The 13040-nt window shown below is 58.0% G+C and carries 10 protein-coding genes and 1 riboswitch; of the genes, 3 read left to right on the forward strand and 7 right to left on the reverse strand.

Annotation, left to right across the window (positions count from 1 at the left end; translation table 11 throughout):
* Nucleotides 1-265: 265 nt before the first annotated feature.
* Entirely contained in the window at nucleotides 266-3955 is a 3690-nt protein-coding gene (gene cobN / locus OAN307_RS01340; protein WP_015498079.1) for a cobaltochelatase subunit CobN, read from the reverse strand.
* A gap of 32 nt (nucleotides 3956-3987) precedes the next feature.
* On the opposite strand from cobN, the gene OAN307_RS28715 reads away from it, so the two are divergent.
* The gene (locus OAN307_RS28715; RefSeq protein WP_044043008.1) at nucleotides 3988-4146 is read left to right on the forward strand and encodes a hypothetical protein; all 159 of its coding nucleotides are present in this window, start codon (nucleotides 3988-3990) and stop codon (nucleotides 4144-4146) included.
* Nucleotides 4147-4148: 2 nt separating this feature from the next.
* Here the strand turns inward: OAN307_RS28715 and OAN307_RS01350 are convergent, their stop codons facing one another.
* Together OAN307_RS01350 and cobW are read right to left on the reverse strand one after the other, a co-directional pair.
* Nucleotides 4149-4598 carry a GNAT family N-acetyltransferase gene (locus OAN307_RS01350; RefSeq protein ID WP_015498080.1) on the reverse strand — a complete coding sequence of 150 codons (450 nt, stop codon included), beginning with the start codon at nucleotides 4596-4598 and terminating at the stop codon, nucleotides 4149-4151.
* Between the two features lie 4 nt (nucleotides 4599-4602).
* Nucleotides 4603-5679 carry a cobalamin biosynthesis protein CobW gene (gene cobW / locus OAN307_RS01355; protein WP_015498081.1) on the reverse strand — a complete coding sequence of 359 codons (1077 nt, stop codon included), beginning with the start codon at nucleotides 5677-5679 and terminating at the stop codon, nucleotides 4603-4605.
* Between the two features lie 62 nt (nucleotides 5680-5741).
* Here cobW and OAN307_RS01360 point away from each other — a divergent pair, with 62 nt between their 5' ends.
* Nucleotides 5742-6062 carry a DUF1636 family protein gene (locus OAN307_RS01360; RefSeq protein ID WP_015498082.1) on the forward strand — a complete coding sequence of 107 codons (321 nt, stop codon included), beginning with the start codon at nucleotides 5742-5744 and terminating at the stop codon, nucleotides 6060-6062.
* On the opposite strand, the gene OAN307_RS01365 is transcribed toward OAN307_RS01360, so the two are convergent.
* Nucleotides 6059-6742: a CbtA family protein gene (locus tag OAN307_RS01365; protein WP_015498083.1), complete on the reverse strand. Its 684-nt coding sequence runs from the start codon at nucleotides 6740-6742 to the stop codon at nucleotides 6059-6061. The two genes, OAN307_RS01360 and OAN307_RS01365, sit on opposite strands and share 4 nt — an antisense overlap.
* Before the next feature lie 18 nt (nucleotides 6743-6760).
* Nucleotides 6761-6925: a CbtB domain-containing protein gene (locus OAN307_RS01370; RefSeq protein WP_044043010.1), complete on the reverse strand. Its 165-nt coding sequence runs from the start codon at nucleotides 6923-6925 to the stop codon at nucleotides 6761-6763.
* A 34-nt stretch (nucleotides 6926-6959) separates the two neighbouring features.
* A riboswitch (cobalamin riboswitch) is annotated at nucleotides 6960-7179 on the reverse strand.
* Between the two features lie 264 nt (nucleotides 7180-7443).
* Here OAN307_RS01370 and smc point away from each other — a divergent pair.
* On the forward strand, nucleotides 7444-10899 hold the full coding sequence (gene smc, locus OAN307_RS01375) for a chromosome segregation protein SMC (protein WP_015498085.1): 3456 nt from the start codon (nucleotides 7444-7446) through the stop codon (nucleotides 10897-10899).
* Between the two features lie 16 nt (nucleotides 10900-10915).
* Here smc and OAN307_RS01380 read toward each other — a convergent pair whose 3' ends face one another.
* Together OAN307_RS01380 and OAN307_RS01385 are read right to left on the reverse strand one after the other, a co-directional pair.
* The gene (locus tag OAN307_RS01380; protein ID WP_015498086.1) at nucleotides 10916-11824 is read right to left on the reverse strand and encodes a glycosyltransferase family 2 protein; all 909 of its coding nucleotides are present in this window, start codon (nucleotides 11822-11824) and stop codon (nucleotides 10916-10918) included.
* A gap of 11 nt (nucleotides 11825-11835) precedes the next feature.
* Complete coding sequence (locus OAN307_RS01385; protein ID WP_015498087.1) at nucleotides 11836-13014, reverse strand: lytic murein transglycosylase; 1179 nt, start codon at nucleotides 13012-13014, stop codon at nucleotides 11836-11838.
* Nucleotides 13015-13040: the final 26 nt, after the last annotated feature.

Here is a 13040-nt window from a genome sequence, read left to right on the forward strand (position 1 = left end):
TTTTTGGCTGCAGAAGGGGGTGGTCTGTATTTTGTTCACGAGTATATTTCTTAAAGACCTGACGGCGTGGAAAACGCGGCGTCAAGTTTGTGGCGGACCGTCTCCTTCGCCTTTAAATTTAGAAATCGTGCCTTCATTCTTGGGTAATTCATCGCTTGGCGCTGCCTAATGCAGCCGCTCCGCCCGATGATAATGTTCGTGTGGGAAGAACGCCTGCGTATGATCCAAAAGTGCGGCGTAAAAGCGGATTTCATCGGGTCAGCGGTCAGTCCAAAAGACCCCCGATTAGATTACCGATTCGGGCCCGCGCCGAATTGCTTTTAGGAACCCAAAGGCCGCGATCCATCGCTTCTTGCAACCGCTGCGCCATTTCACGCAGGGCAGGGGCGTTGTGCTCTGCGATGAATTCGCGCGTATCGTCATCTGCTAGATACGCCTCTTCGACGAGGTCGAAATGGTGGTTGCGCACAGCACCCGTAGTTGCCGCAAACGCGAACAAGTAATCCACAGTTGCCGCCATCTCGAACGCACCTTTATAGCCGTGCCGTTTGACGCCCGCGATCCATTTCGGGTTCACCACGCGCGACCGGACCACGCGCCCGATCTCATCTTCCAACGTGCGAATAACCGGGCGTTCGGGGCGCGAATGGTCGTTGTGATAAATTGGTCTGTCGCGCCCTTGAAGACTGGCAACCGCTGCCGCCGCGCCACCCTCAAACTGATAATAATCGTCGCTGTCCAAGACATCATGCTCGCGGTTGTCTTGGTTCTGCACAATCGCGTCGACCTGACCCAAACGCGCCTCAAATCCGATGCGATCCCGCACGCCTTCAGCGCCCGCGGCGTAGGCGTATCCGCCCCATTCGAGGTAGGCATCTGCAAGATCGTCGCGATTGCCCCACAGCTTTTCATCAATCATCGCCTGCAGGCCCGCGCCATAGGCACCGGGCTTTGATCCATAAACCCGTGCCGTCGCTTCACCCGCTTTGGTCCGTGCTGCGGCGGGGTTCTGATCTGCACTCTCGTCCAGGGCCTGAACAGCCTTCGCTGCGCTATCAAACAGCGCGATCAACTGCGGGAATGCGTCACGAAAAAATCCGCTGATCCGCAAGGTGACATCGACGCGCGGTCGCCCCAAAACGCCCTCTGGCAGAACTTCAAACCCAGTGACACGGCGGTTCGCGGCGTCCCATTTAGGTTTCACGCCCATCAATGCCATCGCTTGCGCAATATCATCGCCACCGGTGCGCATATTCGCTGTGCCCCACGCGGTGATCAGCATCGCGCGCGGCCAGTCACCGTGATCCTGAAGGTGCTTTTCAATCAGCAGATTCGCGGATTTCCAACCCAGTTTCCATGCCGTCGGCGTTGGTACGGCGCGGGCATCGACGGAATAGAAATTCCCACCGGTTGGCAGCACATCCAAACGTCCGCGGGTCGGCGCGCCGGATGGCGCTGGGGCAATAAAATGTCCCGCAAGCGCGCTGAGAAGCCCCGCCCCTTCGCGCGGGCCGCACCTGCGCACAACAGGCAAAATAGTCTGCATAATTTCCACAACGACCTCTTGCGATCTCGGGCCAGCGGCTTCGCGTTTGCCGTCAAGGATATCCTGCGAAAACAGCTCCAACCGCTCGACTGTATCGCCAAGGGTGCGCCATGTATCCTCGCTCACGGGTGTCAAAACGTGGGGCTTTTCGGCTGCTGATGCCGCCATGTCACAATCCAGCGGGTCAAACCCCAACCCCAAATCAACCGCCAGCGCACGCAACAAAGATGCATCATGTCCAGTCCCGTCACCGCGCGGCACCCGCGCCAGCGCAATCGCCAAATCACGCTCCAACGTGCCAACGGGTGATTGCCCGAACACATGCAGCCCATCGCGAATTTGCGCCTCTTTCAGCTCACATAAATACGCATCCAGTTTCGCCAGATCGCCGTCTTCATCGCCTGCAAAACCCGCATCCTGTCCAAGACCTGTCACCTCCGACAATGACAAAATCTCACGCCGCAGCAGGTCTATCCGACGCGGATCAACGCCCGCCGCCTCGTAGTATTCGTCAACCAAAGCTTCCAGATCGCGCAGTGGCCCATAGCTCTCGGCCCGTGTCAGTGGTGGTGTCAGGTGGTCAATAATCACGGCCGCCGCTCGGCGTTTCGCCTGCGTGCCTTCACCGGGGTCGTTGACAATAAACGGATAGATGTGCGGTGTGGTTCCCAACACGACCTCGGGCCAACAGGTCTCGCTCAACGCGGTGGCTTTGCCTGGTAACCATTCCAGATTTCCGTGCTTGCCCATATGCACAATCGCATCCGCCCCCCAGTAGTGACGCAGCCAGAAATAGAACGCCAGATAGTTGTGCGGCGGCACCAAATCAGGCGAATGATAGGTATCTGTGGGGTCAATATTATACCCGCGCGCCGGCTGCAGCGCGACGACGGCCTTGCCGTAGCGATTGATCGATAACGCAAATCCGTCGGTCCGTAAAAAAGGATCGTTCTCAGGCGCGCCCCAACGGTCCGTTATTTGTTGTCTGACGGTGTAAGGAAGCATATCGAAATGCTGTTTGTAGACCGCAAGCGGCAGAACCTCTCCACCCGCCCGATCTGCCCGATCCGTCAGCCAGTTCGTTGGCCCCGCCATCATCGCGTCCATCAGTGCCTGCGCGTCGGCAGGGGCCTTGGTGTCGTAGCCCTGCGCAGCCAGCAGCCCCAAAACATGGACCGTTGCGGCGGGCGTATCCAGACCTACACCATTGGCCAGCCTCCCGTCCTTGTTGGGATAGTTGGCCAACACCAAAGCGACCTTCTTATCTGCCTCCGGTACGCCGCGCAGCTTGGCCCACTTCGCCGCAAGGTCCGCGACAAACGTCACGCGGTCGCCGACGGCGCGGTACGTGGCGATAGGGCATTCGGTCGCCGTATCGAAATAGGCCTCACCTTTGAAACTGATGGCACGCGACAACACGCGGCCATCGACCTCGGGCAGCGCCACATTCATCGCGATGTCGCGCGCGGACAAGCCCGCCAAACCCTCAGACCAAGCGTCTTCTGACGAACCCGCCAAAACCACCTGAAACACTGGGGCACAATTGGTGAAAGGCGCCGCCAATGGGTTCAGCGTCGCGTTGTCGCCGGAATGGGGCGATCCAACCGCAAAGCTTGTGCAATTCAGGATCACGGCGGGTGGCGCGTCAGTGAACAGGTGTTCCAACGTTGCTTGCGACAGTGGATCTTTCAGGGACGCCACAAAGACGGGCAGTGGATTCATCCCCACGCGCAGGAGCGATTTAACAAGCCGGTTGATCGGGTTCAGCCCTGCACCCTGCACCAAGGCACGATAGAAAATAATCGGAACAACAGGGGCCCCATCCGTCCAATCCCGCCGCGCCGTAACTAGTTCAGAAATGCCCGCACCGGGCCAGTACACGCCGGCCTTCAGCAATGGCCGCGCAGATTCCGGCGCGTCGCCACCATCCAACATGGCCTTTGCAAAGGCCAAGAAATTCGTCGAATTTTCGGGACCGCCTTCGACCAGATAGGACCAAAGTGCGTTGTAATCGGCATCCGCCACCGTGGACAGCGCGCGCAATTCTTCGTCTAGCTTGTCGTCACCGGGCAGCAGCGCCAAAGGCACGCCCGCAGCCCGAAGCCGCGCGGCGTATTGTTCAACTCCATATTTCCAATATCCAACGCCGCCCAAACATCGCACGATCACCAACCGTGACTTGGTCGCGCAGGTGTCCAGATGCAAATCTACCGACATTGGATGTATCAGGTGCATCATGCTGGCCAGCCGTAGGGTCGGTGGCTCAGCCATTTCACCGCGCGCCGCAGACAGCGCCGCCAATTCCGTATCGGCCGCAGAAATAACCACTATATCCGCAGGCGTTTGCCCCAGATCAACGGGTTCTTTACCGTCATCAATCGCACCCGGAGTTGCCGCCAACAAATGCATCAGCTAAAGCCTTTACAAACAGGAGAATAAGTATGGATTATAAAGCCTCCGGCGCGCCCAAAGGCCCGAAAGGTCAGCCGCGCCACGAAGAACACAACGCCTTCGGCGGCAAAAACCCGTCCAACAGGCGCCCGACCAAGGAAGAGCTTCTTGCCAAGATGAAGGCCAACGCTGAGAAGACGAAAGAGTAATTTCACAGCGCTTTTTCCATAAAGATTGAGAATTCCGCGTCTTGGTAGTCGCCAAACGGGCCACAAATTGTGAACCCGTGGCGCGCATAAACATTGTGTGCCGCGTGCAGAAGCGATCCGGTTTCCAAACGCAACATCGCCAGTCCCAAGCCGCGCGCGTGGTCTTCGATCTGGCGCATGATCGCGTCGATCACCCCTTGGCCACGTGACGCTTTTTCAACAAACATCGATTTCAGTTCGCCGTACGTACCGTGATCCGCCACAGCGCCAACGCCGACAATCACATCACCGCGCCGTGCGGTGAAGAAATGAATGTCGTCCGCGCACAAAGCCTCAAGGCTGAGAAAATAGTTCTCCTCAGCCGGAAACAGGCTTTGCATCAGCGCATGGCTCGCCTCAAGCAATGCGCGGGCTTGGGGGTCAAACGGATCGCCTGCCTCAACCGCAATCATAGGCTTATCCGGCTTTTAAGGCGGCTTCGATCTCCGCCTGTTTCAGGCCCGCCTGACCGATGACAACCAGCCGCGTCATGCGCGGGGCAGTGCCAAACGGTCGGTCGAAATACGTGTCCACGCGCGGCCCAACAGCCTGCAACGTCAGACGCATCGGTTTGCCGCTGATCGCCGCAAACCCCTTGAGGCGCAAAATATCATGGGCACGGATCACATCGGCGACCCTTTCTGCGAACGCAATGGCATCCTCGATTTCGCCCAATTCAACCACAAAGCTCTCAAACTCGTCATGGCCGTGCGCGTGTTCGCGCCCAGCTTCATGATCCCCGTGGTGGTCGTCATGATGGTCATCATGGTGGTGATGCACCTCATGGCGCGCGTCCAGATCGCCCTCAGCACCGACACCCTGACCGAGCAATATTTCAACCGGCAACGCGCCCATCGTCGCGGTCACAACCTGAACACCCTTGCGGGCTTCGGATTTCAGCACAGCGCGCAGATGATCCGCTTCACCGGTCGCCAGCAAATCCGCCTTGTTGACGACAATCATATCCGCGCAGGCAATCTGATCTTCAAACAATTCGGACAGCGGCGTTTCGTGGTTCAAATTCTCATCCTGCTTGCGCTGGGCATCCACGGCGGCGACATTATGCGCGAATTGTCCGTCAGACACAGCCTTGCCGTCCACCACTGTAATCACGCCATCTACCGTCACACGGGTCGAAATCCCGGGCCAGTTGAACGCGCGCACCAGCGGCTGCGGCAGCGCTAGTCCAGACGTTTCAATCACAATATGATCGGGCGGGTTATCGCGGCCCAACAGCATTTCCATCGTCGGGATAAATTCGTCCGCCACCGTGCAGCAGATACATCCGTTAGACAATTCAACGACGTCGTCTTCGCTGCATGTTTCAATGCCGCAGCCTTTCAGAATGTCGCCATCAACGCCCAGATCCCCAAACTCGTTGATGATCAGCGCGATGCGCTTGCCGTTGGCGTTTTCCAGCATGTGCCGGATAAGCGTGGTTTTACCCGCGCCGAGAAAACCAGTAACAACAGTGGCAGGAATCTTGGCAGCCATGGATTGTATCCTTATAAAGTGGTTCCAATGTGTGGCCCGGATGGGGCCGAAAGGAAAGTCAGATGGCCGACACTTTTACTGAAAAGGGCGACCGTTTCATCGTATGCACCGGCTGTTCGGGCGGTGCGGATTTGGCGAAAGCCCTGATCGGGCGCGTTGCCGTCGAAACCACCGACTGCATGAACGTGTGCGACAAGCCGATCAGCCTAGCGGTACGCGCGACGGGGAAAGCCGCCTATCTTTTTACCGGCGTTGACCCCGATGCACCCGAAGACATCGAAGCTTTTGCCAAACTGTATGCCGCCAGCCCAGACGGGCAAATCATGGATGCGCGGCCTGCGGGGAACCTACGCTTTTGCCTTGTTGGGCGCATTCCGGCTTAGGCATTGTCGCGGGTCCAGAACCATGCCGCGAAGAAACCCAGACAGGTCCAACCGACAGCAGCCGTGCCCAAACTATACGACACAAATTGTGCAGACAATTCTGGCGGTGCCACACCCCAATAGGTGTCCAGCTGCGGCGCGCCAATAAACTGCGGCGCGGCCAGTAAAACAACACCCACCAGCGCGATAGGACCACGCAAAAACGCGATCATCCACACCCCCAAACCTGACGCAATAAGGGTGCCAAGCCACCACGCCTGACGCGCTTCAACTTCAGCGCCAATCGTGCCGGGCAAAACTGGTGGTAACCCCATGGCAGGGGCCAACTGAATGGCGATAAACCCGCCCAGCCCCCAGATGATACCGCTACGGGCCGTGATGGTCGTAAAGCCCTTCATCTCGGTCATAGCCATTGCGGCCAGCAACAAGAATCCGAAACCAATATAGGTCACGATATTAAATCCGACTGTCATAGCATGGCGGCCAAAGTCGCCCCCTAATCCGGGCGATCCGCGTTCGCTTTGGGGCGATCCATCAGTGACAAAATGAATCCGCTCGCCGGACTCGAAAAACTCCCCTTCGAGCAGCGTCGGAATAACGAAATAAAATTGCAACAGGGCGGCAATCAACCCTGCAACAACGCCAGCGAACACAGCGCTGGTCAGCAATTTAGCCGACATAATTTTATGTATTAACGCTTAGTGGCAGGGAAATGCCATGGCGTGGCGCTGGTCGTGGGCTGCACCATGCAGCACGGACGCTTGTGCATAGCCAGACGCGAACAACAACATCAGGCCAGCAAGGGTGGCGAATGCGATTGGCATCAATGAAAGATCTGCGCGGGTTTGTGTTGTTGTCGTCATGTGTCGTCTCCTATGTCCCGTCATCCCCGACGGGTCGGTTTCAATACGCATGGCAGGTCTCCTGGCTCGCGGGTCAATGTGCGCTTCGCCCCCTTCCCGGTTTCCCAGTGGATTGGACGAACACTCACCGCTTACAGTCGCGGGGGCGGCTGTGGCATTTGGCCTCCTATATGGATCGGCCTGCACCACATTCCCATTTGATCCCCTGTCCAGCTTGGCCGGACAGAAATAGAACCATGCCCTGTTGTTGTGGGGCTTGTGACGTGGTCGGTCAAGGCTGTTTCCGGCGTGTTTAGGCCGTAACCGACGTGCCTTGGCTTTCTGCTGGAACCTCAAAGGTGAAATTTGAAATAGGCTAAATCCGCCGAAGCGGCGATATTTTTGAAACTAAGACAGGCGAAAAGCCGCAATATATTGTGGATAACCCGCTTGTTCCGGGCATATCCGGTAGGACTGCGTTGACTCGTCGGCGCACAGGCGGCGACAATACATCTACAGAATCAACGCGAGCAGCGCACATGCGGTTTTCCCGCCTTCGTCTTAATGGCTTCAAAAGCTTTGTGGACCCGACCGACCTGATCATTCAGGATGGGCTGACAGGCGTGGTCGGTCCGAACGGGTGTGGTAAATCAAATCTGCTCGAAGCGTTGCGTTGGGTCATGGGCGAAAACCGCCCCACCGCCATGCGCGGCGGCGGCATGGAAGACGTAATTTTTGCGGGTGCTGCGACCCGTCCAGCGCGCAATTTTGCAGAAGTTTCGTTGGTGATTGATAATGCCGAACGGCTTGCACCTGCTGCGTTCAACGATGCAGATAACCTTGAAATTGTGCGCCGGATTACCCGCGATGTGGGGTCCGCCTATAAGGTTGGAGTCAAAGACGTGCGCGCCCGCGATGTACAGATGTTGTTTGCCGACGCGTCCACTGGTGCCCATTCGCCCGCGCTGGTGCGCCAAGGTCAGATTGCCGAACTGATCAATTCCAAACCCAAAGCCCGCCGTCGTATCCTTGAAGAAGCAGCAGGTATCTCCGGCCTCTACCAACGCCGCCACGAAGCGGAATTGAAACTCAAGGGCTCTGAACAAAACCTCGCCCGTGTGGACGATGTGATTGAACAACTGGCGACGCAACTCGCCGCGCTCGCACGTCAAGCACGTCAGGCCGCGCGCTACCGCGCCATTGGTGATGAGTTGCGCCAATCCGAAGGCCTGCTTTTGTACCGTCGCTGGAAAGAGGCGGATGAGGCCCGTGTTACCGCAGCTGATCAATTGCGCACCCGCACCACGGACGCTGCGGCGTCTGAAACCGCCGCACGTCAGTCTGCCAAAGTCCGCCAAGCATCCGAAGACGCCCTCCCTGCCTTGCGCGAAGAAGAAGCCATCGCCGCCGCCGTCCTGCAACGCCTTCACGTACAGCGTGACACGCTTGCCGACCAAGAAGCCCGCGCCAAACAGACGATTGATGTCCTCACCAACCGGATTGAACAGCTTGCCCTAGATATGGACCGCGAAGCTGGCTTGAACAAAGACGCAGGCGAAACCATCGCCCGTTTGGAATGGGAAGCCGATGAGATCGCCAAAGCGGGTGCGGGGCACGATGCCCGTCTCGAAGATGCACGTGTGGCGTCCACTGATGGGGCGCAAATCCTCGCGGATCGCGAAGCCACTTTAGGGGAGATGACAGAAGACGTGGCGCGTCTGGCTGCGCGTCACCAATCCGCGCAACGCCTCATTGATGATTACCGAAAGACGCTTGCGAAAAATGAGGCGGAAGCCCAGCGTGCCATCGCTGCACGCGCCGATGCCACGGCGGCCCTCGCGAAAGCTGCGCAGGATTTTGAGGCGGCAAAAACCAGCGAATTAGTTGCACGCGCAACCGCTGATAAAGCCGAAGACATCCTAGCCGAAGCCGAAGCCGCCCGTGCCGATACGCAAAACCGTGAGGCCGACGCGCGTGCCCTGCGATCAGAATCGGAAGGTGAGGCAAACGCCCTGCGCGCTGAAGCTGGCGCATTGGCCAAACTCGTGGACCGCGACAGCTCCGAAGGGTCCCAAATCATTGACCAGTTGCGCGTCGATTCCGGCTACGAAAAGGCCCTTGGCGCGGCCCTTTCTGATGACCTCAAAGCCCCTGCCGTCACGCCCGATATGGGGTCCGGCTGGGTGGCGCTTGCGGGTTATGCGAAACCGCAACTCCTCCCCGAAGGCGTTAAATCTCTGGCCAACTATGTCTCTGTCCCCAACGTCCTTGTGCGGCGAATGGGGCAGGTGGGCCTCGTTGATGCCAGCAACGGCGCGCGCTTGCAAAAGGATCTCGCACCCGGTCAACGGCTTGTCAGTATTGAGGGTGATTTGTGGCGTTGGGACGGGTTTCGCGCCGCTGCTGAGGATGCGCCGTCGGCAGCAGCGCTGCGCTTACAACAGCTTAACCGCTTGGAAGGGCTGAAAAAAGACCTGCACGATGCGACGTCCAAGGCGGATGGCATGCGCCAAGCGCACGAAATGCTCACGACACGTCTGGCGCAATTGGCGCAGGCCGATCAAGCCGCGCGCGATGCCCGCCGCGCCGCTGATGGGGCCGTTGGCGATGCTAACCGCGCGCTGTCGCGTGCTGAGGCGGACCGTACTCTGGCGGACGGAAAACTGGAATCCAGCGGTCTTGCTGTGGCCCGCCATGAGGAAGAAGCGATGTCGGCCCAAAGTGCGTTGAGCGAAGCCGAAGGTACACTCAAGGGATTGGGCAATCTGAGTGAGGCACGCGGCCACGTCGAGGACATCAAAATGACCGTCGAGGCGGCGCGTATCACGATGATGTCAAAGCGGTCTGGCTATGATGAGGTCCGCCGGACAGGCGAGGCCCGCACCAAACGCAGCCAAGAAATCACCAAAGAAGTCAGCGGCTGGAAACACCGCCTTGAGACGGCGAACAAACGATCAGATGAGCTGCAAGACCGCAAGGAAACGTCGCAAGATGAACTGAAAGAAGCGATGACTGCGCCCGATGAAATCGCCGCCAAACGCGATGAACTCGCCGATGCAATCGGTGAAGCAGACGACCGGCGCAAAGACGCCGCCGATACGCTGGCCCTGTCAGAAACCAACCTGCGCGAAGCAACCATGGCCGAACGCGACGCCGAACGCGCTGCGTCAGAAGCCCGCGAAGCCCGCGCAAGATCAGAAGCCCGTGCCGATGCCGCCAAAGAAACCGTAGACTACGCTGCGACCCGCATTCATGAAGCGTTGAACGCGACACCGCAAAACCTGCTCGAACAGCTTGACGTTGATCCCGACAAGATGCCGGCATCCGATGCGATTGAAAACGACGTCAATCGTTTGAAACGCCAACGCGATGCGCTGGGCGCTGTGAACCTGCGCGCCGAAGAAGACGCCAAGGAAGTACAGACGGAACACGATTTTCTGGCGCGCGAAAAGACCGACCTTGACGATGCAATCCGCGCGCTGCGCAGCGGAATCGCGAGCCTGAACAAAGAAGGCCGCGAACGCCTGCTGACCGCGTTTGAACAGGTTAATGAATCGTTCGGCACCCTGTTCAAACACTTGTTCGGTGGCGGCGAAGCAAAGCTGGTTCTGGTCGAATCCGATGACCCGCTTGACGCCGGACTTGAGATTATGTGCCAGCCCCCCGGCAAAAAACTCAGCACGCTGAGCCTGCTGTCCGGTGGCGAACAAACCCTCACGGCGATGGCGCTTATTTTTGCGGTCTTCCTTGCGAATCCTGCGCCGATCTGTGTGCTGGATGAGGTTGACGCACCGCTGGATGATGCCAACGTCACCCGCTTTTGTGACATGCTTGATGAAATGACCCGCCGCACTGATACGCGCTTCCTGATCATCACGCACCATGCTGTCACCATGTCACGGATGGATCGTTTGTATGGCGTCACGATGGGTGAACAGGGCGTCAGCCAGCTGGTGTCTGTCGATCTGAAAGCTGCCTCAACGATGGTGGCATAACTAGAGCTAAACTTTGTTAGAACGGCAGGTCTTCGACCTTCTCTTTCAGCGCCAAATCAGCCTCAACCAACAGCCCTTCAGCCGTCAACGCGGCGATCAATTCGGGGTCGGCTGTCTGTGTTGTTGTGTAAAATGCATCAACCTCAGCGACTGACGCCTCGTCAAGAAAAGCCGCCAACACTTCGTTGAACCGATACGCCCCGTTGGTCACGCGGTGTGGCAATGCCGCAAGCCACGCGGCGCGATCCTGCGCGTGAAAATGCAGAACCATCAAATCTGGATGCAACGGCAGGCGTATTCGTGGTCCATCCATTCCGATTGTCCCCACATGAATCCGCGGCACAAATCCTTTGATGCCGGTGCGAAACAGGCTTTTACCAACCTTATGGCTCAGCATATTTGTGCGCAGGATCAGGGTATAATCGCCGAGTACCGCATGTTTGCGTTCATCCGATGTCCCGTCGGGAAAAGGCAGGCGAAACTGCCGCGCGGTAAAGATATCATCGGGCAGTGCCGAATCGTGCAATGCCTCGGCAGGGCGGGCACGCAGAAAGGGGCTGTCGTCGGTCCAATCGGCCAAAATCTCAGCGATTGGGCGCTTGGGGTACAGGTATTCGTCGACGTCCAAGTGGGCGATCACGGGCAGTGGGGCCAATTCATAGATCCGCTGCATATTATGTGATTGCCGCGCCTCTTGCTTCTTTGGGCGAAACCCCTTTTTAGACCAATATTCTTTATCACACAGCACCGCTGTGACCCCGTCCAACTGGTTGATAACATGGGCCGATACCTCATCGGCGTCATCCAAGTGCACCCAGATATGCGCAGCGCCGATATGGCGATGCCACGCGACAAACGCCAAAATCTGGACAAGTGGCGCCTTTACGGTCGTGCAGACGCCCCATTCGTTTGGCGGGTCGGACATCGCGTCGGGCCTCAAATCGCGTTCAACAACGCAGCCGTCGGCCAAGCATCCGCAGGTAACCCAAGCCGCGTTTGTTCCGCTTGAATGGCGATGCGTGATCGCGCCCCTAAAATACCATCCGCCCCGCCGACATCGTGTCCGCGCGCTTCCAATTTGCGTTGCAACGCTTGGATCTGTTCACCGCTTAACCCCGCATCCGGATTGCCCGCATCATAGACAGGCGCACCCTGCAAACGCGTCCCGAAATAGGCCGCCGTCAGCACATAAACGAACGATTGGTTCCACTCAAAATACACATCGAAATTCGGATAGGCGAGGAACGCTGGACCCGCGCGGCCCATCGGTAAAATCAACGACGCCTGCAAATCTGCCAAGCGGCCGGTGCGCGCAGAAACCCCCATTGCTGCCCAGTCACCTGTCGATAATTTCGTTTCGGTTCCCGACAATGCCCAGTCCATCACAGCTGGAACCGTGACTTCCTGCAACCACGGCTGCCCCGCTTGCCAGCCCAGCGATGACAAAACCGACGCCCCTGACAACAACGCATCAGGCGCAGATGTTTTCAACGACACATGCCCATCGCCGTCCCCATCACGCCCGTTTTCAATGATGTCACGGGGCAACATTTGCACCATGCCAATCTCACCTGCCCACGCGCCTTTTGTGGTTGCGGGGTCAAGATCCCCACGGGCAAACAACTCCATCGCGGCAAAAACCTGTGGGCGGAACAGCTCTGGTCGGCGGCAATCATGCGCCAAAGTCACCAGTGCGTTGCGGGTGTTGAAATCACCCTGCACCGCGCCAAAATCTGTCTCGAACGCCCAGAATGCCAGCAACACGCCGCGCGGAATCCCGTATTCAGCCTCAATACGATCAAATATGGCATCTTGCCGTTGCGCCTGCGCGCGCCCGTTTTCAATCCGGTTGTTTGAAATTAGGCGCCGCGAAAAGTCGATGAAATCACGCTGAAAGAACCCCTGTGATCGATCCGCAGTCAACACCGCTTGATCCCGCTGCGCCCCTGCCAAAAACCCTTCGGCGGTTGCGCGGTCAATGCCACTCAGCGCGGCCTCATCGACCAACCCGCCCATGAATGCGACAAAACTCCCACCACAGGTTTGTGCCGCCACTGGTGTAACAAAGACGGGTGCTGCAATAATGGATAACGAAACGGCCAGTGATTTTAGCATAGCACCTCTTTCTGTTTCGGACAGAT

It is taken from the genome of Octadecabacter antarcticus 307 (genome assembly GCF_000155675.2).
GTDB lineage: Bacteria > Pseudomonadota > Alphaproteobacteria > Rhodobacterales > Rhodobacteraceae > Octadecabacter > Octadecabacter antarcticus.

Bases quoted from the DNA above. Each gene is read 5' to 3' on its own strand.
- cobN (WP_015498079.1), bottom strand. From the start codon at position 3,955: ATGCATTTGTTGGCGGCAACTCCGGGTGCGATTGATGACGGTAAAGAA.
- OAN307_RS28715 (WP_044043008.1), top strand. From the start codon at position 3,988: ATGGATTATAAAGCCTCCGGCGCGCCCAAAGGCCCGAAAGGTCAGCCG.
- OAN307_RS01350 (WP_015498080.1), bottom strand. From the start codon at position 4,598: ATGATTGCGGTTGAGGCAGGCGATCCGTTTGACCCCCAAGCCCGCGCA.
- cobW (WP_015498081.1), bottom strand. From the start codon at position 5,679: ATGGCTGCCAAGATTCCTGCCACTGTTGTTACTGGTTTTCTCGGCGCG.
- OAN307_RS01360 (WP_015498082.1), top strand. From the start codon at position 5,742: ATGGCCGACACTTTTACTGAAAAGGGCGACCGTTTCATCGTATGCACC.
- OAN307_RS01365 (WP_015498083.1), bottom strand. From the start codon at position 6,742: ATGTCGGCTAAATTGCTGACCAGCGCTGTGTTCGCTGGCGTTGTTGCA.
- OAN307_RS01370 (WP_044043010.1), bottom strand. From the start codon at position 6,925: ATGACGACAACAACACAAACCCGCGCAGATCTTTCATTGATGCCAATC.
- smc (WP_015498085.1), top strand. From the start codon at position 7,444: ATGCGGTTTTCCCGCCTTCGTCTTAATGGCTTCAAAAGCTTTGTGGAC.
- OAN307_RS01380 (WP_015498086.1), bottom strand. From the start codon at position 11,824: ATGTCCGACCCGCCAAACGAATGGGGCGTCTGCACGACCGTAAAGGCG.
- OAN307_RS01385 (WP_015498087.1), bottom strand. From the start codon at position 13,014: ATGCTAAAATCACTGGCCGTTTCGTTATCCATTATTGCAGCACCCGTC.